Source organism: Pseudomonas sp. CFBP 8772, assembly GCF_014841665.1.
Taxonomy (GTDB): Bacteria; Pseudomonadota; Gammaproteobacteria; order Pseudomonadales; family Pseudomonadaceae; genus Aquipseudomonas; species Aquipseudomonas graminis_B.
The window spans coordinates 168,565-187,175 of the sequence record NZ_JACYUI010000010.1; the positions used below are offsets into that span (position 1 = coordinate 168,565).

Genomic DNA, 18,611 nt, shown 5'->3' on the forward strand with positions numbered 1-18,611 from the left:
ATCACGGAACGTCCTTGAAAAACATGTGGCTCCCGAGTTTCAGAGTCGGCTTGGCGCTGGCTGCCCACGCCGGAGCCCTCGACAAAGTGGTCGCGTAATAGTGAGTCGCCCCGCCGGTGGGGTCTGGCACGTTCCCGTCGATTACTTGGTCGGCAGCGATTTGGCACTGCGCCAACTCGCGGAACGGAATCTGTCGCGCGCCGCTCACGGACGGATAGTTCGGGTCGCCCTTGTTCCAGCAACTGAACTGATAGGGCTTCTGGCACACCCCGGCATAGCCCTCGCCCCACCATGACCTTTCTTGTCCATCGTTCACGCGGTTGCGGATCGTCCAGGCCACGGCCAGCATTCCGGCAAGCCCTTCCCCACGAGCTTCGCCATACAGCGTGCGGGCGAGCACGTCGCGATCTCTATCAGTGACGGTCATGGCTATTCTCCAGACAAAAAACCCGCTCAGCGGCGGGCTAGACGATCGGATGTGCTTTTGGGGGCGGTCTGCCGCGCGTCACGATCGAGGGCGATGGCGCCCTGCAGACTGACAACGCGAATCTGCTGGAGCGCAATCAGCAGTCCCAGCACGATTGCAATGACCACGGCGGCTGCAATGGCTCGCAATGTGGAACCCGCTTTGGCTACGGCGACAATGGCCCCAAGGCTCATAACGAATCCGCCTTGCGTCCGAGGAACCGGATGATCAGCTCGCGGATCGCCGTCACGCCGATGAACCCTATGGTGCCGCCGGCGGCGACGGACAGACTCGACGGCCAGGCCATCCATTCGATGACGCTGCTGGCTGACAGGCTCAACGCACCACAGATCAGCGCCTCAAGCACGACGCGCCATTTGTTGGCTTCTTTGCCTTCATAGAGCACGCGCAACAGAGAAGTGGTGGCGGCCATGATCGCTCCCTGCCAGAGCGGCGTCGTGATGATCAGCCAGACGTGCGCCCAGAAGTCAGGTGTTTTTTCCGGCATCTTCGTCGACCTCCGACAGTCCGCCCCCTCGGGCTCGGGGAATGGGTCAGCCCCTCGGCAATCCCTACTTGGAGCGATGAATGTGGCGGGGCTGAATACGAAAAAGCCCCGGCAAATGCCGAGGCTCTGAATAAGTGCATGTCGTTCACGCTGCCCGTCGGAGCAGCGCGGGTATTGTTATGTAGCGTTCCGGATCGGGTGTCACACCCTCGGTCGCTGAAAGAATGGGAAGGAGAGCCTCCCGGAATGGGAGGCTCAGGCTCTACCAGCCAGACCTAGGCTTGCGCGTAACCCCACTGAGTGATGCGCTCAGCGAAGTATGGCTTCACCATCGTAACCGTTGCCGCCTGGTTACTCGCTTCAAGGCTCATCTTCTCGCCGTCAGTGCCCGGACCCGCGACCCATAGGGTGACGGGGATTTTCTCAGCCTTGGCTTTGTCGAGCAGATTCTTCAGCGCGGTACGGCCAGCATCCGTTGGTGGAATGCCAGTCTCGCCGATGAATGCTGCCATCTTGTTGGCTTTGGCGTAAGTCAGAAACGGACCCACGATTTGGTCGCGCAGTGCCGTCGGCGAAATTTGGGTGTTGTCGCCGTTGTAGGCACCGCTCGATCCGCCATCGACGTCAGCATAGGCGTGCGCTTCCCACACGATAGAGTTCGCCGGATCTACAATCTTCGACTGTAGATTCGCCGAGACACCCGCCCAGTCCTTGGCACTCGCGAATTGCAGCCCACATATGAAGACTGGCTTTTTGGAGCTGTTGCGCAGGGCCTTCAGCACGGTATTCATCGTGTTGATGTAAAGGGTTTCCAAGTCGCCCGACGTAATGTAGTCCTTTGCGCCGGCGTTGGGGTTGGGATAGGGCTCGTTGCCCAAACCCCAACCCAGAACCATAGGGTCATCGCATGCAACGACCAACTTCTGGTGGAAGTTCGCCAAGTGGACCGCACTCCAGGAACCACCACCGACGGAGTTACCGTCCTGGATCAGAACCTGCTCTGTAATTTTCCAGCCGTCTTGATTGCCCGCCTCTTTACTTGGGTAAAGCTGACCGGTCAGTTGGCCATTCGCATCGGTCTGGTAGCGATGCAGGCGCATGTAGTGATGCGGATCGGGGATGATCCTGGCTTCACCGTTAGAGTCATCGCTGATCGCCTTCAGCATTACCTTCCACTTGTCCACGAACTCCTGCTTCAAGTTCGCGCCTTGACCTGGCAGACCGTCAATTGTCGACAGCTCAATGGCGCGCTGCAGTTCGAACGGAAAACGGATAAGGCGCACACCGAGGTTCTTCACCCAGTGAGTGATGGTGTCCCGAGTGGGCCATTGATAATGAGTGCCGGCCGAACCTGGAAGGATTTGACCCGCATTGGCGACCGAGCCCAGGTTGATTCCTACCAGAGGAATGTTTTTGAGCTGGGCGATTACTGAGCTGCTATTGGACATTTTGATTACCTTGAGTCGAATGATTTTTAGCGGAGAATTCCGCATTCATGTCGCTCAAAGGCGATAGCTCGGGGCACGTGGCCCTCACATGGTTCAACGTCCCGCACCGGGAACACTTGATCTGGAGCTCCGTCATCTCACCGATACGGGCGAGAAGTCTTTTGCACTTTCCACATCTGCAATCTTTCAACATTCCGCGAAGCCTTTTGGATTCTGCCAGGCTCCGCCCCGCTCGCGCGGAGAGTAAGGGCCTCGGCTGGTTTGCAGGTACAGCCTGCGATCTGGCGATCCCTGTGGGTGTTAGTGCACCCGCCTGACTGCCCTCTCTTTCTTCGTTGATTTCCCGTCTGGCCCTGTTGCCAAGGCCAGCCAGCGAAATCGGTGATTCCGTCCTGCTAAAGAGCTTTGATCCAGTCGGTCCCTTGTCGGGGCTGGGAGACCACTTCGCTGGTCCCTGGCTATCTGGCGGCTTCACCAGTCATGTATCGCTGCGGTATGTCGCTGCGATGGATGTAAGTTAGCAAGCGCTAAATTTAGCGTCAATAGCTAATGCTAAATTATTTTCGTGCCTGTAATGGGTGCTGGTCGCTCGAGGCAGGTCGATATTTCTGACAGGGGTTTTGCAAACAGCTGACTGCCGTTATGCTTACGAGAACTGTACGCATATACAGTAATCAAGGAGAAACTGATGTCCCTACCAGAGAAGAAAAAGTCTCAAGAGCGCGAGCCCATGTCCGGCCTGGAGCGCCTGAACCTAAGGGTGGCGGGCATGATCAACCACCCGATCGCCCAGGATCAGATGTGGGTCACGATCCATAAGCTGGAGACCGACGGCGAGCGAGAGTGGGACGAAGTGATGGGGGCTATTGCGGAAGTGGATGGGATAGAGATGGTTTTCAACGATGAAGACAGTTCGGTCACGCTGAAGTGGGAAGCGCCGTCAGATGACGATCCCCGCGTCCAAGTGCGGGACGAATTCGAAGCACTGGAGGAAGCCGCGCCTTTCTGAGTGCACAAAAAAGCCCGCTTGATTCGCGGGCGTCTGCACCTTCAAAAAACCGCCTGTGCCGGCCACTAGTCGGCCAGATCGGCCAGCGCAACTAGGCCTTTCTTGCGTTCCAGATCAATAAAACCTTCGCATGGATCGTCACGTCGTCGATCCTTGCCGTCTGGTTCTCATAATGCTGATTGTCTGAAATAAGCCTGTAATTCTCTTCGTCCAGTCGCATCACGCGCTTGATGTACAGCTCTTGGTGCCAAGTCAGTACGTAGATGCCCTCACCGATGAAGTCCTGCACGCCTTTGTCGACGATCACCAAGTCTTTATCGTTGATGGTTCCTTCCATGCTCTGACCCCAGCCACTGATCATGGCCAGAGCTGTCTTCGAGGTGTAGGTCACACCTTTCTCGCGAAGAATCTCCTCTCTGACAACCAAGTTGCGCACGACCTCATTGTAATCAGGCGGCACCTGTCCGTGACCCATCGCTGCACGTATGTCGTACTGGCGAATGACAATCTCTTCCTGGGTAGGACGAAGGGCGGCGTAATTGGCCGGAAGCACGTCTGTGCTCTGGTCATCCGGGTCGGCAGCCGCCGCCACAATCCGGTCCCGCGCCTCATTTGAAAAGCCTTTCACCTTGGCGAGGGACTGTTTGAGCTGTTCCAGTGCCGAAAGCCCGGCCTTCACTGCTGTCGCGGAAGTCTCGGACGCAGCAGGGCTGACCAGGCTTCCCGAAGGAAGGCCGATCTTCTCTTCCAAATTCGCAGCAGCTTTCTCGCCGAGATTTCTGTGCCCGTTAAGAATCTGGGACAGATACGACGCATCAAGGCCGTGCCTATTGGCGAAATCTTTCTGGGAGGCCCCGGCCATCAGGGCTTTCAGGGCGTCGGCTCTAAGCTTGTTAATGTCCATGTCCCATCATCGCTTCCGGTTAGCATACAGTAAATTACGGTCTGCTATCAGCCACATGATTAGCCTTTGCTAATGCTCACGCAAGCCGGGCAGGATGATCCGAAAGATGAAGATCAAATCCAGCCCAGCGAAAACCAGACCCCGAAAACGAAAAAAGCCCCGCATATGCAGGGCTTTTTACTGTGTTTGGCGGGGAACTAGGGATTCGAACCCTAGAAACGCTATTAACGTTCGCCGGTTTTCAAGACCGGTGCATTCAACCACTCTGCCAATTCCCCGAAGCATTTGGCGTCGAAGGTTTTTCACCCCTCCGTCGCTTTGCGGGCGCCATAATACCGTAATGAAACAAGCTGTCAAACTCTCCGGCTAGCGCGCTGCCTCGCCTCTGTTATGATCTTTGCAACTTGAGGTTTCAAACCCTTCGTTTTCACCACCAGGAGTAGCGCCATGCGCGAACAGGATTACGCAGTCAACAACCGCGTGCAGGTCGAGCAGCTAGAGGTTAGCCGCGTCCTGCGCAACACTTACGGCCTTCTGGCCCTCACCCTCGCCTTCAGCGGCGTTATGGCGTTCGTCTCCCAACAGATGAACTTCCGTTACCCGAACGTCTTCGTTGTGCTGATCGGCTTCTACGGTCTGTTTTTCCTCACCAACAAATTGCGCGATTCGGCGTGGGGTCTGGTCTCGGCGTTCGCGCTGACGGGCTTCATGGGGTTCATCCTCGGCCCGATTCTCAACCGCTACATCGGCATGCAGGGCGGCGCTGAAGTCGTTGCCTCCGCGTTCGCGATGACGGCCCTGGTCTTCGGTGGTCTGTCGGCCTATGTGCTGATCACGCGCAAGGACATGAGCTTCCTCGGCGGCTTCATCACCGCAGGCTTTTTCGTGTTGCTCGGGGCCGTAGTAGCCAGCATGTTCTTCCAGATCAGCGGCCTGCAACTGGCGATCAGCGCCGGCTTCGTGCTGTTCTCGTCGGTCTGCATTCTGTTCCAGACCAGCGCGATCATCCACGGCGGTGAACGCAACTACATCATGGCGACCATCAGCCTGTATGTATCGATCTACAATCTGTTCATCAGCCTGTTGCAGATCTTCGGCATCATGGGCAGCAAAGACTGATCCGTTTGCCCGCTTTAACAAAAAGCCCGCTTCTGCGGGCTTTTTGCTGTCCGGCGTTCGTGAATTCTTTATCATTGCGCCCATGTTCCCTGTCAGCGCCCGACCGAGCCGCCCATGAAGTTCGCCATTGCCCTGCATTCGCCCGCCCACGCGCCCTCCTCCCGGCGTGCATTGCTTTTCGCCAAAGCGGTTTTGGCGCAGGGCCATGAAATCGTGCGCCTGTTCTTCTATCAGGACGGCGTGCACAGCGCGTCCGGCAATGTGGTGTCGCCCCAGGACGAGTCGGACACCGCCGCGCAATGGCGCGATTTCGTCAGCACCCACCAGCTTGATGGCGTGGTGTGCATCGCAGCCGCCCTGCGCCGGGGGGTGTTGAATGCTGAAGAGGCGGAGCGTTATTCGCGACCTGCGGCGAACCTGTCGGCACCCTGGGAATTGTCGGGGCTGGGTCAGCTGCACGACGCAGTACAGACGGCCGATCGCTTGATCTGTTTTGGAGGGCCGTAACGTGGCGAAGTCGTTATTGATCATCAGCCGTCAGGCGCCCTGGTCGGGTCCGGATGCCCGCGAGGCCTTGGACATTGCCCTGGCCGGCGGCGCGTTCGATCTGCCGGTCGCCATGCTGTTCATGGACGACGGTGTGCTTCAGTTGGCCACGGCGCAGAACGCCAGCCAGGTGCAGCAGAAAGACCTGAGCGCCAACCTGCAGGCGTTGTCGATGTTCGGCGTGGAAGACCTGTTCGCCTGCCGCACCAGCCTGAATCAGCGCGGGATGCCGCCAACCGGGTTAAGCGTCGAACCGCTTCGGGTGCTGGACGACCCGCAGATCGCCGCGCTCATTGACCGTTACGACCAAGTGATTACGATCTGATGGCTACCCTGCACGTACTCTCTCATTCCCCTTTCACCGACTCGCGCCTGAGCAGTTGCCTGCGCGTGCTAGGAAGCGAAGACGCGATCCTGCTCTGCGGCGACGCAACCTATGCGTTGCGCGCAGACACCGCTGCCGCCCAGTCGCTGAACGCGAAAACCGGCAGCCTGAAGGTGTTCGTGCTCGATGAAGACGCCACCGCTCGACACATCGCGCTGCCTGACTGGGCACAAAGCGTCGACTATGCCGGCTTCGTGACGCTCTCGGTGCACTACGACAAGGTCAACACGTGGCTATGAAACAGCTCATCGTCGACGGGCGCGGTATTCAGCTGGACAAAGACGGCTATCTAGAGGACCTAAACGACTGGTCCAACGAAGTCGCCGAAGCCCTGGCCCTTGAGGAAGACATCGCCCTCACGCCCGATCACTGGGAAATTCTTGAACTGCTGCGCGGGTTCTATGCAGAATTTCAGCTGTCCCCGGCCACACGGCCGCTGGTCAAGTACACCGCGCTGAAACTGGGCGCCGACAAAGGCAACAGCTTGCACCTGAATCGTCTGTTCAACGGCACTCCCGCCAAACTTGCCGCCAAGCTGGCGGGCCTGCCCAAGCCGACCAATTGCCTATGACTGACTTCACCCCCCTCGTCACCGAAACCCCTGCCGAGCATCCCTTCGCGCCCTTCGTTCGTATTCTCGGCAAGGGCAAGCGTGGTGCGCGCAACATGACCCGCGCCGAAGCCCGGGAAGCCATGGGCATGGTGCTCGATGAAAAAGTCGAAGACACCCAGCTCGGCGCTTTCCTGATGCTGCTGCGGCACAAGGAAGAGAGCCCGGATGAGCTCGCAGGCTTCACCGAAGCGGTGCGCCAGCGTCTGCATGCGCCGGAACTGACGGTCGATATCGACTGGCCGACCTACGCCGGCAAGAAGCGTCACCTGCCGTGGTACCTGCTGGCCGCCAAGTGCCTGGCGCAGAACGGCGTGCGCGTATTGATGCACGGCGGCGGCGCCCATACCGCCGGCCGGTTGTACAGCGAGCAGTTGCTGGAGTTGTTGGGGATTCCGCTGTGTCGCAACTGGCAAGCGGTGGGTCAAGCGCTGGAGCAGCAGAACATTGCGTTCTCCCCCCTCGGCGACTGGGCGCCGCAGCTTCAGCGCATGATCGATCTGCGCAACACGCTGGGGCTGCGCTCGCCGATCCATTCGCTGGCGCGCATCCTCAACCCACTGGGCGCGCGGTGCGGGCTGCAGAGTATTTTCCATCCTGGCTATCAGGGCGTGCACCGCGACGCCAGCAGCCTGCTCGGCGACCACGCCATCGTGATCAAGGGCGACGGTGGTGAGGTCGAGATCAATCCCGACACCATCAGCCATTTGTACGGCACCACCGATGGCCAGCCGTGGGATGAGGAATGGCCGGCATTGTCGGACCGTCGCCACGTGAAGCCTGCCACCCTCGACCCGCTGCATCTGGTCGCGATCTGGAAAGGCGATATCGAGGACAGCTACCCGCAGCTGGCGCTGATCGCAACCATGGCGCTGGCACTGCGGGGCCTCGGGATGCCGCGGGCTGAAGCCTTCGCCCAGGCGGAGCAGTATTGGGCAAACCGGAACAGATCGATTTAGCCGATAGCTACTCCCCAGTCTTTGCGCCATTCGTTCGAACGATTGCCTTTAGACTGATCTCCAACGTACTTCGGTACAGCTCAATTTGGAGTCAGGCATGGGCCTTCTCGTTGAAGGACGCTGGCAAGACCAGTGGTACGAAAGCAGCAAAGACGGCGCGTTTCAGCGCGAGCAAGCCAAGCGCCGGAGCTGGGTGACTGCTGATGGCAGCCCCGGCCCGTCCGGTGAAGGCGGCTTCAAGGCGGAAGCCGGTCGCTACCATTTGTACGTTTCCCTGGCCTGCCCGTGGGCCCATCGCACGTTGATCGTGCGCAAGCTCAAGGGTCTGGAAAGCCTGATCGACGTCTCGGTGGTCAGTTGGCTGATGCGCGAGAACGGCTGGACATTCGACAAGCAGACCGGTTCTACCGGCGATGCGCTGGATGGCCATACCTTTATGTACCAGCGCTACCTCGCCGACACCGCCGATTACACCGGTCGGGTTACGGTACCGGTGCTGTGGGACAAGCAGCTGAATCGCATTGTCAGCAATGAGTCGTCGGAAATCATCCGGATGTTCAATTCGGCGTTCGACGAACTGACCGGCAATCACCTGGATCTCTATCCAGAGCCGCTGCGCAACGAGATCGACCGGCTGAACGACCGGATTTACCCGGCCGTGAACAACGGCGTCTATCGCGCCGGATTCGCGACGTCGCAAGGTGCGTACGAAGAGGCTTTCGATGGAGTGTTCGCCGAGCTGGATGCACTGGAAACGCTGCTCCGCGAGAAACGCTATCTGGCGGGCGAGTACCTGACTGAAGCGGACGTGCGCCTGTTCACCACGCTGATTCGCTTTGACGCGGTGTACCACGGGCACTTCAAGTGCAACCTGCGACGCATTGCCGACTACCCGAACCTGAGCAACTGGGTGCGCGAGATGTATCAGCTGCCGGGTGTTGCCGAGACGGTGGACTTCGTGCACATCAAGCATCACTACTACGGGAGCCACGCCACCATCAACCCGACCGGTATCGTGCCAAAAGGGCCGCAGCAGGACTTCAGCGGCGAGCATGATCGGGGGCGTTTGAACGGGAAAGGGATCTTGCACAACGGCTGAAGGGTTTCAGTTAACACTGAAACCCCACCTGGCTCTCCACCGCATAAACTTTGAAAGACTGCGGTGGAATCAGACGCTCGCCTGAGCCCCTTCGAACCATGCCAGTTTCTCCCGCAACTTCACCACTTCGCCCACAATCACCAGGGTCGGCGCATGGACTTCGTGCTCGGCGACTAACTGCGGCAGATTGGCCAGCGTGCCGGTGAAGACGCGCTGGTTAACCGTGGTGCCCTGCTGGATCAGCGCAGCCGGGGTATCGGCAGAGCGACCGTGCCGGATCAACTGCTCGCAAATAACCGGCAGCCCGATCAGGCCCATGTAGAGCACCAACGTCTGCGATGGCGACACCAGATCCTTCCACGGCAGGTCGGTAGAGCCGTTCTTCAGGTGGCCGGTCACGAAACGCACGGACTGCGCGTGATCGCGATGGGTCAGCGGAATACCGGCGTAGGCCGCGCAACCACTGGCCGCGGTGATACCCGGCACGACCTGGAACGGAATGCCATGGGCGGCCAGCTCTTCGATTTCTTCGCCGCCACGGCCGAAGATGAACGGATCGCCGCCCTTGAGGCGCACCACGCGTTTGCCCTGCTTGGCCAGGTCCACCAACTGCTGGTTGATCTGATCCTGGGGCAAGGCGTGGTCGGCGCGCTGCTTGCCGACGTAGACCCGGTCAGCGTCGCGTCGGCACAAGTCCAGGATCGCTGGCGCTACGAGGCGGTCGTAAAGCACCACGTCCGCCTGTTGCATCAGACGCAGTGCGCGAAAGGTCAGCAGATCAGGATCGCCCGGCCCCGCGCCGACGAGGTACACCTCACCGGTCGTGGGCGGCGCCTCGCCGTCGATCTTCGCTTGCAGCAAGCGCTCGGCTTCGGCGCCCTGTCCGGCCAGCTGCCGATCAGCGATGGGCCCCTGAAATACATCCTCCCAGAACGCCCGACGCTGCTGAACGTTAGGAAACAGCCCTTTCACCTGATGACGAAAGCGCGCGGCCAGACCGGCCAGATGCCCGTAGGTGGGCGGAATCCAGGTTTCCAGCTTGGCGCGGATCAGACGCGCCAGCACTGGCGCATCGCCACCGCTGGACACCGCGATCACTAACGGCGACCGGTCGACAATCGCCGGGAAGATCACGCTGCACAGCGCAGGCGCATCCACCACGTTGACCGGCACACCGCGCTGGCGGGCATCGGCTGACACCTGCGCATTGAGCGGCTCATCGTCGGTGGCGGCGATAATCAGCACGCAGCCGTTGAGGTCCGACTCGGTGTAGCCACGCAGAATCTGCTCGCCACCGCTGCGCTCGATCAGCTCGCGCACTTCCGCCCCGATCTCGGGAGCAACCACGCGCAGCACCGCACCGGAATCAGCCAGCAGGCGAGACTTGCGCAAGGCAATCTCGCCGCCGCCGACCACCAGCACCCGAGCGCCCCGAAGGTTATGGAACAGTGGCAGAAATTCCATTTAGCCGATGACCTCGATGCCGCCCATCCATGGCTTGAGAACGTCCGGCACGCGGATCGAGCCGTCGGCCTGCTGGTAGTTTTCCAGTACCGCCACCAGCGTGCGACCCACCGCAAGACCCGAACCGTTCAGCGTGTGAACCAGTTCCGGCTTGCCGGTTTCCGGGTTGCGCCAGCGCGCCTGCATGCGACGCGCCTGGAAGTCGCCGCAGTTGGAGCACGACGAGATTTCCCGGTATTTGTCCTGGCTCGGAATCCACACTTCCAGATCGTAGGTTTTCACCGCACTGAAACCCATGTCGCCTGTGCACAAAGCCAGTACGCGGTACGGCAATTCGAGCAGTTGCAGAACGCGCTCGGCGTGACCGGTCAGGCTCTCCAGCGCTTCCATGGATTTTTCCGGCTCGACGATCTGCACCATCTCGACCTTGTCGAACTGGTGCTGACGGATCATGCCGCGGGTATCGCGACCCGACGCGCCGGCTTCGCTGCGGAAGCACGGGGTGTGGGCGACGAACTTCAGCGGCAGCTGCTTGGCGTCGATGATTTCGCCAGAGACGATGTTGGTCAGCGACACTTCGGCGGTCGGGATCAGGTACAGATCGGCCTCGCCTTCGCGGGAGATCTTGAACAGGTCTTCTTCGAATTTCGGCAGCTGGCCGGTGCCCTGTAGCGCGGGCGCCTGGACCAGATACGGCGTGTAGGTCTCTTCGTAACCATGCTCATTGATGTGCAGCGTGATCATGAACTGCGCCAACGCACGGTGCAGGCGCGCAATCGGGCCACGCAACAACGCGAAACGGGCGCCGGACAGCTTGGCGGCGGTTTCGAAGTCCAGCCAGCCGAACTTCTCGCCCAGGGCGACATGATCCTGAACCGCGAAGTCGAATGAAGCCGGTGTGCCCCAGGTACGCACTTCGACGTTTTGTTCTTCGTCAGCGCCCACCGGCACCGATTCGTGGGGCAGGTTCGGCATGCTCAGGGCCATGGCATCGAGCTCGGACTGAATGGCGTCCAGTTCTTTCTTGCCAGTGCTCAGCTCTTCGGCCATGCGATCGATGTCAGCCATCAGCGGCGCGATGTCTTCGCCGCGCTGCTTGGCCTGACCGATGGATTTGGAACGGGCGTTACGCTCGGCCTGAAGCTGTTCGGTGCGGGTCTGCACCGTCTTGCGCTGGGCTTCCAGCGCTTCGATGCGGGCCACGTCCAGTGTGAAGCCACGGGAAGCCAGGCGATCCGCTACGTCCTGAAGTTGGGTACGTAACAGTTTGGAGTCGAGCATATCGGTCTCTCGTATATTAAATTCGGGTCAAAGACAGGCCAGCCCACGTTGCGAGCAGCCCGCCCAGTACGCTGATGAAGGCGTAGCCAATGGCCAGAGGAGCCTGGCCGCTCTCAAGCAGACGAATCGTGTCCAGTGAGAAAGACGAAAACGTCGTCAAACCACCGAGGAATCCCACCATCAATCCGGCGCGCAACTCGATCGGGACTTCCGGGCGAATCAGAAACAGCCCGTAGAGCAGACCGATCAGCAGGCAGCCGACCAGATTCACCGCCAGCGTTGCTGTGTAAAAGTAGCGCGGCCAGTTCGCGCCCACGACGTTAGCCGTGGCGAAACGCAGTAATGTACCAGCGACGCCACCGGCGGACACGGCAAGAATCAACTGAATCACTATTTTCTCCGTTGACGAGGGCTGGCGCGGTCGAGCGCCGACAGGTGTTTGAGTTTTTCGCCGATCTTCAGCTCAAGGCCGCGGGGGACCGGCTGGTAATACTGACGCGGTTCGAGTTCGTCGGGGAAGTAGTCTTCGCCGGCCGCGTAGGCATCCGGCTCATCATGGGCGTAGCGGTACTCTTCGCCGTAGCCGAGCTGTTTCATCAGCTTGGTCGGCGCGTTGCGCAGGTGCAAGGGCACTTCCAGCGAACCGTGCTCGGTGGCTTCGCGCATGGCCATTTTAAAGCCCATGTACACGGCGTTGCTCTTCGGCGCGCAAGCCAGATACACGATGGCCTGGGCGACGGCCAACTCGCCTTCCGGGCTGCCGAGGCGTTCCTGCACATCCCACGCCGACATGCACAGCGGCAAGGCGCGCGGATCGGCGTTACCGATGTCTTCGCTGGCCATGCGCACTACGCGCCGCGCCAGGTATAACGGATCACAGCCACCGTCGATCATTCGCGCGAACCAGTACAGCGCGGCGTCGGGGTTGGAGCCGCGAATGGATTTGTGCAGCGCGGAAATCTGGTCGTAGAACGCTTCGCCACCCTTGTCGAAGCGACGGCGACTGTCACCCAGCAGGCTTTGCAGCAACTCGGGATCGATTTCGCTGCCGTCTTCCGCCAGGTCCGAGGCGTTCTCCAGCAGATTGAGCATCCGCCGGCCGTCGCCATCCGCTGCAGCCAGAAGCGTCTTGAACGCCTCGTCACCCAAGGTCAGATGGCGATTGCCCAGCCCGCGTTCTTCGTTCAGCGCGCGGTTGACCAACTGGCGCAGCGCCCCTTCGTCCAGGCTCTTGAGCACATAGACCCGGGCGCGAGACAACAGCGCGTTGTTGAGTTCGAAAGAAGGGTTTTCGGTGGTGGCGCCGATGAAGATCAGCGTGCCGTCTTCCACGTAGGGCAGAAACGCATCCTGCTGGGACTTGTTGAAACGGTGCACTTCGTCGACGAACAGAATGGTGCGGCGGCCGTACTGACCCGCCTGCTGCTTGGCGACCTCCACCGCCTGGCGGATCTCTTTGACCCCCGCCAGCACCGCCGACACCGTTTCAAAATGCGCGTCGGAGACTTTCGCCAGCAACCGCGCCAGCGTGGTTTTGCCCACGCCGGGCGGTCCCCAGAAAATCATCGAATGCAGCGCACCCTGCTCAAGCGCTTCACGCAGGGGCTTGCCGTGGGCGAGCAGGTGCTGCTGGCCGACGTACTCGTCCAGATTGGTCGCTCGCAGGCGCGCGGCCAACGGTTGCGCAATCGGTTCAGTGCTGAACAGGTCCATGAAACAGGCGAACCCCTTTTATTCCTGAATGACGTCAGCGCCCTTCGGGATCTGGAACTGGAATTTGCTCGCGGCGACAGGCTCGTTGGCCTTGACGCCGGTGAACAGGATATTGGTGCGCTGGCCGACACTGTCGATCAGTTGCATGTCGTTGATCATGCCGTTGCGAAAGGACAGGCGCAGGCTGTCGAACAGGGTGTCCCGAGACTTGGGCTTGAGCACGAAGTCGATCACGCCGCCCGCCTCCTTGGCACTGATGTCGAAGCTCTCGCTGATTTTCGACACGTCGCCGGACAGCAGCAGCGCCGGGGTCTGGGTCAGGCGCTGGTCGAGGGTCTTGATGGTGACCTGCTCCAGGTCAGGGTCCCACAGGGAAACCTTCTTGCCATCGGACACCATCAGTTGCTCTTGCGGCGCGTCGGTGTGCCAGTAGAACAGGCCCGGGCGCTGCAAAGTCATTTGACCGGAAGTTTCCTGCAACTGCGTGCCGCCACCGTCGAGGGTGAGCTGGGAGAAGCGCCCGCTCAGGGTTTTCGAGTTTTCCAGCAGTTGGGTCAGGCGTGCCACGTCCTTGCTGTCGGCGTGGGCCGAGACAGCAGAAAAAGCCAGTGCAGATACCAACAGCATGCGGATAAGACGCATGGGATTCCTCTTTGAGTGTGGTTGAAGCCGGGCGCCGTCGCGATGGCGACGCCCGGTAACGCGTGGCCGGGAAGTGTCAGTCACGCACAGGGGCTGGCGCAATCACTTCGCGCGAGCCGTTGGTGTTCATGGGTGTCACGACGCCGGCGTTTTCCATGGTTTCGATCATCCGCGCGGCGCGGTTGTAACCAATCTTCAGCTTGCGCTGTACCGCAGAGATCGACGCGCGACGGCTTTCCAGCACGAACTTGACCGCTTCGTCATACAGCGCATCGCTTTCGCTGTCTTCGCCATCACCGCCGCCACCGCCACCGTCGAAGCCGCTGCCCGGCTCTTCAACGCCGGCCAGGATGTCGTCGTTGTAGTTCGGCGTACCCCGCAGCTTCCACGCCTCAACGACGCGGTGAACCTCTTCGTCCGAGACGAACGCGCCGTGCACACGAATCGGCAGGCTGGTGCCCGGCGGCATGTAGAGCATGTCGCCGTGACCGAGCAGTTGTTCGGCGCCACCCTGGTCGATGATGGTCCGGGAGTCGATCTTGCTCGACACCTGGAACGCCATGCGCGTCGGGATGTTGGCCTTGATCAGACCGGTGATCACGTCCACCGACGGTCGCTGGGTCGCGAGAATCAGGTGGATACCTGCCGCACGGGCCTTCTGGGCGATACGGGCGATGAGTTCTTCGACCTTCTTGCCGACGATCATCATCATGTCCGCGAATTCGTCGACCACCACAACGATGGTCGGCAGCTTGGTCAGCAGCGGCGCTTCGTCGTGAATGCTTTCGCGGTGGTACAGCGGATCGGACAGCGGCGTGCCGGCCTCCTCCGCTTCACGCACCTTCTGGTTGAAGCCCGACAGGTTACGCACGCCCATCTTGGCCATCAGTTTGTAGCGGCGTTCCATTTCAGCCACCGACCAGCGCAAGGCGTTGGCGGCGTCCTTCATGTCGGTCACCACCGGACACAGCAAATGCGGGATGCCTTCGTAGATCGACAGCTCGAGCATTTTCGGGTCGATCATGATCAGCTTGGCGTCTTCCGGGCCGGACTTGAACAGGATCGACAGGATCATGGCGTTCACGCCCACCGACTTACCGGAACCGGTGGTACCGGCGACCAGCAGGTGCGGCATCTTGGCGAGGTCGGTGATGACCGGTTTGCCGCCAATGTCGTGACCCAGCGCCAGGGTGACCGGCGATTTCGCGTCGTCGTATTCCGGCGTCGACAGGACCTCGGAGAAGCGCACGATCTGGCGATCTTCGTTGGGAATTTCGATACCGACGGTGGTCTTGCCGGGAATGACCTCGACCACACGGACGCTGGTCACTGCCAGGGAACGCGCAAGGTCTTTGGCCAGGTTCGAGATACGGCTGACTTTCACGCCGGCAGCCGGCTGGATTTCGTAGCGGGTGATCACCGGCCCTGGATGAATCGAGTCCACGGTGACTTCGACGCCGAATTCCTTGAGCTTGATCTCCAGCAGATGCCCCACCGCCGCCAGGGATTCAGGCGAATAGTTGAGCTGCTTTTTCTCAGCCGGATCGAGGATCGAGATGGGTGGCAAGGTGCCTTCCACGGCGCTGTCGACGAACAACGGCGCCTGCTTCTCTTTCTGCACGCGCTTGCTCGGCTCAGGTGCGCGTGGCGGTGCAGGCGCGATGACGGCGGGCACGTGCTTCTCACGGGCGACCATGTGCTCAGTCAGCGCCTGCTCGCGCTCGATGAGGCGTTCTTTGGCCTTGGCCTGCTCACGTCGATCCGGGGCCACCGGCGCGACCACTTCGTCGACACGCATGTCGACTTCACGCAACTGAGCCACCATCTGCTTGCGCTCATTGCGGGCGGCCCACCAGCGATTGAGGGAGCCGGTGAAGAGTTCGATCAGATCCAGGGTGATCTTGCCGGTGTTGTCCATCACCTTGAACCAGGACAGATCGGTGAACACGGTCAGGCCGAACAGAAACAAGGCGATGAACAGCAGCGTGCTGCCCTGAACGTTCAGCGCACGCTTGGCCAGATCGCCCAGCACTTCGCCCAGCACGCCACCGGCCGAACCCGGCAGGCCCGACGCCGAATGAAAGTGCAAGTGCGCCAGCGAAGCGCCAGCCAGCACGAGAAACACCAGCCCGATCATGCGCCAGGAAAACAGCCAGCCGCTCCATTGCCATGGCTCATGGCGCTGGCGGAACACCTGATAGGCCTTGACGCCCAGCAGCAACGGGAAGATGTAGGCGAAGTAGCCGAGGATCATGAACAGGATGTCGGCAGAATAAGCACCGGCGAAGCCTGCGGCGTTCTGGATCTGCGCCGAATTGCTCGAGCTGCTCGTGTGGCTCCAGCCCGGATCGGCCTGATCGTAGGTCAACAGCGCCATGATCAGATACAGACACAGCGCGCCGAACGCGATCAGTGCACCTTCCTTGAGCCGGTAGTGCAGGTGCTGCCGCCAGAGCGGAACGGGGGTGGGTGCTATGGTGGATTTCTTCAAAACGCTTCAATTCCTGCGCGCAAGCGCGAACATCTGATGATTGACTGTGTACGACTGCCTGGGCGAAATGGCAGTGGCTTTCCCGAACATCGGCCAGAAGAGCATCCTGGCAACAGGGAAAACCGCGCCTGCGATAACGCATGCTCGACAGGTGACTTGAAATGAGGTTAAACAACATCGGCATTGTACGGATTTGCGCGCCGCGCGCTACGTTAGTCTGGCGCGGTGCTTGCAGATGTTCAAGCTTCGCCGGCCGCTGACAATTTGAGCACGCATTTTCTTTGCCGACAAAGGCTTATGACGGGTTTTTGCGACTCGCTTGAACTATCAAAAGGCCATGTCTGGATGAAAAAGCCAACTGCTCCACTTTCCAGGCGCGATCAAGCGGCTTGTGACCGCATTTGCACTACGGAGTTGCACACCGCGTTGACTCCCCTCCCCTCTCGTAAAGTCTGGATGCCATGCTGACCTGGTTACAACGCGACACCTTCGATTTCCCTCCGCTGGAAAAAGCCATGCGCGAGCCCAACGGACTGCTGGCCGGCGGCGGCGATTTGTCCGCTGATCGCCTGATCGCTGCGTACCGGCATGGCTGCTTTCCGTGGTATCAGCAGGGCCAGCCTATTCTCTGGTGGTCGCCGGACCCGCGCACCGTGCTGTTTCCGGAAGAGCTGCATGTATCCCGCAGCCTGGCCAAGTTGCTGCGTCAGGGGCGTTATCGGGTCACCTTCGACCAGGATTTCGCGGCGGTCATTCAAGCGTGCGCCGAACCCCGGGCCTACGCCGACGGCACGTGGATCACCGGCTCCATGCAGGCAGCCTACATTGAACTGCACGCCCGCGGCTTCGCCCACAGCGTCGAAGTCTGGAACGGCGACGCGCTGGTGGGCGGCCTGTACGGATTGGCAATGGGCCAGCTGTTCTTCGGCGAATCGATGTTCAGCCGCGCCGACAACGCTTCCAAGGTCGGCTTCGCAACGTTGGTCGAATACCTGAAAGAATCGGGTTTTGTTCTCATTGATTGCCAGATGCCTACCGAGCACCTGCTAAGCCTTGGCGCGCGCTCGATTGCGCGCCAGACCTTCGCCGACTATCTGCACAAACACCTCGACGGGAGCCATTCAGCCAATTGGTCACCTAGGCGAGTTTGATTGGCCTGGCATACACTCATGTCTACAGTTTTTCTCGAGGGTTGATCATGACCGAGCTGGCGCGGCTGAAGTTCTATGCCACTCAACCCCACTCCTGTAGCTACCTGCCCGAGGAACAAGCCACTACGCTGTTTCTCGACCCCAGCCAGCCAATGGATGTCCAGGTCTATGCCGATCTCTCGGACATGGGGTTTCGCCGAAGTGGCGATCATCTTTACCGTCCGCACTGCCAGAACTGCAGCGCTTGTGTGCCTGCGCGCATTCCTGTGGGACTGTTCGTGCCCGATCGTCAGCAAAAACGTATTTTCAAAAGGAACGCCGACCTCGAAGTGACGAGCACTAAGCCGCATTTCAGTGAGGAGTACTTCGATCTGTATCAGCGCTACATCGAACAGCGCCATGCCGATGGGGATATGTTTCCGCCGAGCCGCGACCAGTTTTCCACCTTCCTGGTCCGGGACCTGCCGTTTTCGCGTTTTTACGAATTCCGTCTGGAAGGCCGGCTGCTCGCCGTGGCCGTCACCGACCTGCTGCCCAATGGTCTTTCTGCCGTTTACACCTTCTACGAGCCATCGGAGGAGCGCCGCAGCCTTGGGCGGTTCGCGATTCTCTGGCAGATCGCCGAAGCCGCACGCATGCAATTGCATGCGGTATACCTCGGCTACTGGATAAAGAACTGCAAAAAGATGAATTACAAGACCCAATATCGCCCCATCGAACTGCTCACCAATCAAAGATGGGTCACTCTTTACTGAAGCCCTTGGCTTAAACCTCAGTTTTCGGGCACAATGCAGCCCGCTTTTGCCTGGCTGCCGT

22 protein-coding genes and 1 tRNA gene are annotated in these 18,611 nt (G+C 60.2%); 10 read left to right on the forward strand and 13 right to left on the reverse strand.

Annotation, left to right across the window (positions count from 1 at the left end; genetic code table 11):
- Window position 1: 1 nt before the first annotated feature.
- The 5 genes from IFT99_RS19840 to IFT99_RS19860 form a co-directional block, all read right to left on the reverse strand.
- Window positions 2-427, reverse strand: coding sequence for a cell wall hydrolase (locus IFT99_RS19840; RefSeq protein ID WP_192134551.1), 426 nt, complete (start codon window positions 425-427; stop codon window positions 2-4).
- Between the two features lie 26 nt (window positions 428-453).
- Window positions 454-660, reverse strand: coding sequence for a hypothetical protein (locus tag IFT99_RS19845; RefSeq protein WP_192134552.1), 207 nt, complete (start codon window positions 658-660; stop codon window positions 454-456).
- Window positions 657-974: a phage holin, lambda family gene (locus IFT99_RS19850; protein ID WP_192134554.1), complete on the reverse strand. Its 318-nt coding sequence runs from the start codon at window positions 972-974 to the stop codon at window positions 657-659. The genes IFT99_RS19845 and IFT99_RS19850 overlap by 4 nt, the downstream gene beginning before the upstream one ends.
- A gap of 275 nt (window positions 975-1,249) precedes the next feature.
- The gene (locus tag IFT99_RS19855; protein WP_192134556.1) at window positions 1,250-2,422 is read right to left on the reverse strand and encodes a cellulase family glycosylhydrolase; all 1,173 of its coding nucleotides are present in this window, start codon (window positions 2,420-2,422) and stop codon (window positions 1,250-1,252) included.
- Window positions 2,412-2,615 (reverse strand): Com family DNA-binding transcriptional regulator, encoded by a 204-nt coding sequence (locus IFT99_RS19860; RefSeq protein ID WP_192134558.1) that lies wholly within the window; start codon window positions 2,613-2,615, stop codon window positions 2,412-2,414. Before IFT99_RS19860 ends, IFT99_RS19855 begins: the two co-directional genes overlap by 11 nt.
- A gap of 495 nt (window positions 2,616-3,110) precedes the next feature.
- On the opposite strand from IFT99_RS19860, the gene IFT99_RS19865 reads away from it, so the two are divergent.
- Entirely contained in the window at window positions 3,111-3,431 is a 321-nt protein-coding gene (locus IFT99_RS19865) for a DUF1654 domain-containing protein (RefSeq protein WP_192134560.1), read from the forward strand.
- Between the two features lie 91 nt (window positions 3,432-3,522).
- On the opposite strand, the gene IFT99_RS19870 is transcribed toward IFT99_RS19865, so the two are convergent.
- Window positions 3,523-4,335, reverse strand: a complete 813-nt coding sequence (locus IFT99_RS19870; RefSeq protein ID WP_192134562.1) for an XRE family transcriptional regulator — start codon at window positions 4,333-4,335, stop codon at window positions 3,523-3,525.
- 187 nt (window positions 4,336-4,522) lie between these two features.
- A tRNA-Ser gene (locus tag IFT99_RS19875) sits at window positions 4,523-4,613 on the reverse strand.
- A 169-nt stretch (window positions 4,614-4,782) separates the two neighbouring features.
- Between IFT99_RS19875 and IFT99_RS19880 the strand changes: the two genes are divergently transcribed.
- The 7 genes from IFT99_RS19880 to IFT99_RS19910 all read left to right on the forward strand — a co-directional run bounded on the left by IFT99_RS19880 (window position 4,783) and on the right by IFT99_RS19910 (window position 9,053).
- Window positions 4,783-5,454 carry a Bax inhibitor-1/YccA family protein gene (locus IFT99_RS19880; RefSeq protein WP_065989182.1) on the forward strand — a complete coding sequence of 224 codons (672 nt, stop codon included), beginning with the start codon at window positions 4,783-4,785 and terminating at the stop codon, window positions 5,452-5,454.
- A 114-nt stretch (window positions 5,455-5,568) separates the two neighbouring features.
- The gene (gene tusD / locus IFT99_RS19885) at window positions 5,569-5,961 is read left to right on the forward strand and encodes a sulfurtransferase complex subunit TusD (RefSeq protein ID WP_192134564.1); all 393 of its coding nucleotides are present in this window, start codon (window positions 5,569-5,571) and stop codon (window positions 5,959-5,961) included.
- A gap of 1 nt (window position 5,962) precedes the next feature.
- Complete coding sequence (gene tusC, locus IFT99_RS19890; protein ID WP_192134566.1) at window positions 5,963-6,325, forward strand: sulfurtransferase complex subunit TusC; 363 nt, start codon at window positions 5,963-5,965, stop codon at window positions 6,323-6,325.
- Window positions 6,325-6,624, forward strand: coding sequence for a sulfurtransferase complex subunit TusB (tusB, locus tag IFT99_RS19895; RefSeq protein ID WP_192134568.1), 300 nt, complete (start codon window positions 6,325-6,327; stop codon window positions 6,622-6,624). The genes tusC and tusB overlap by 1 nt, the downstream gene beginning before the upstream one ends.
- Window positions 6,621-6,956, forward strand: a complete 336-nt coding sequence (locus IFT99_RS19900) for a TusE/DsrC/DsvC family sulfur relay protein (protein ID WP_192134570.1) — start codon at window positions 6,621-6,623, stop codon at window positions 6,954-6,956. Before tusB ends, IFT99_RS19900 begins: the two co-directional genes overlap by 4 nt.
- Window positions 6,953-7,954: a glycosyl transferase family protein gene (locus tag IFT99_RS19905; protein ID WP_192134572.1), complete on the forward strand. Its 1,002-nt coding sequence runs from the start codon at window positions 6,953-6,955 to the stop codon at window positions 7,952-7,954. The genes IFT99_RS19900 and IFT99_RS19905 overlap by 4 nt, the downstream gene beginning before the upstream one ends.
- A 97-nt stretch (window positions 7,955-8,051) precedes the next feature.
- Window positions 8,052-9,053 carry a glutathione S-transferase family protein gene (locus IFT99_RS19910; RefSeq protein ID WP_192134574.1) on the forward strand — a complete coding sequence of 334 codons (1,002 nt, stop codon included), beginning with the start codon at window positions 8,052-8,054 and terminating at the stop codon, window positions 9,051-9,053.
- A 69-nt stretch (window positions 9,054-9,122) separates the two neighbouring features.
- On the opposite strand, the gene cysG is transcribed toward IFT99_RS19910, so the two are convergent.
- From cysG to IFT99_RS19940, 6 genes are all read right to left on the reverse strand, one after another.
- Window positions 9,123-10,517, reverse strand: a complete 1,395-nt coding sequence (gene cysG, locus IFT99_RS19915) for a siroheme synthase CysG (RefSeq protein ID WP_065989167.1) — start codon at window positions 10,515-10,517, stop codon at window positions 9,123-9,125.
- Complete coding sequence (gene serS, locus IFT99_RS19920; RefSeq protein ID WP_065989165.1) at window positions 10,518-11,798, reverse strand: serine--tRNA ligase; 1,281 nt, start codon at window positions 11,796-11,798, stop codon at window positions 10,518-10,520. It lies immediately after the preceding gene.
- Between the two features lie 16 nt (window positions 11,799-11,814).
- On the reverse strand, window positions 11,815-12,189 hold the full coding sequence (gene crcB / locus IFT99_RS19925) for a fluoride efflux transporter CrcB (RefSeq protein ID WP_192134576.1): 375 nt from the start codon (window positions 12,187-12,189) through the stop codon (window positions 11,815-11,817).
- Window positions 12,189-13,511: a replication-associated recombination protein A gene (locus IFT99_RS19930; RefSeq protein ID WP_065989161.1), complete on the reverse strand. Its 1,323-nt coding sequence runs from the start codon at window positions 13,509-13,511 to the stop codon at window positions 12,189-12,191. The genes crcB and IFT99_RS19930 overlap by 1 nt, the downstream gene beginning before the upstream one ends.
- Window positions 13,512-13,529: 18 nt before the next feature.
- Window positions 13,530-14,153, reverse strand: coding sequence for an outer membrane lipoprotein chaperone LolA (gene lolA / locus IFT99_RS19935; RefSeq protein WP_065989159.1), 624 nt, complete (start codon window positions 14,151-14,153; stop codon window positions 13,530-13,532).
- Window positions 14,154-14,229: 76 nt separating this feature from the next.
- On the reverse strand, window positions 14,230-16,644 hold the full coding sequence (locus tag IFT99_RS19940) for a DNA translocase FtsK (protein WP_065989157.1): 2,415 nt from the start codon (window positions 16,642-16,644) through the stop codon (window positions 14,230-14,232).
- A 461-nt stretch (window positions 16,645-17,105) separates the two neighbouring features.
- On the opposite strand from IFT99_RS19940, the gene aat reads away from it, so the two are divergent.
- Both aat and IFT99_RS19950 read left to right on the forward strand, forming a co-directional pair.
- Window positions 17,106-17,795, forward strand: coding sequence for a leucyl/phenylalanyl-tRNA--protein transferase (aat, locus tag IFT99_RS19945; RefSeq protein WP_192134578.1), 690 nt, complete (start codon window positions 17,106-17,108; stop codon window positions 17,793-17,795).
- Between the two features lie 47 nt (window positions 17,796-17,842).
- Window positions 17,843-18,550, forward strand: a complete 708-nt coding sequence (locus IFT99_RS19950; RefSeq protein ID WP_192134580.1) for an arginyltransferase — start codon at window positions 17,843-17,845, stop codon at window positions 18,548-18,550.
- The last annotated feature ends 61 nt before the right edge of the window (window positions 18,551-18,611 follow it).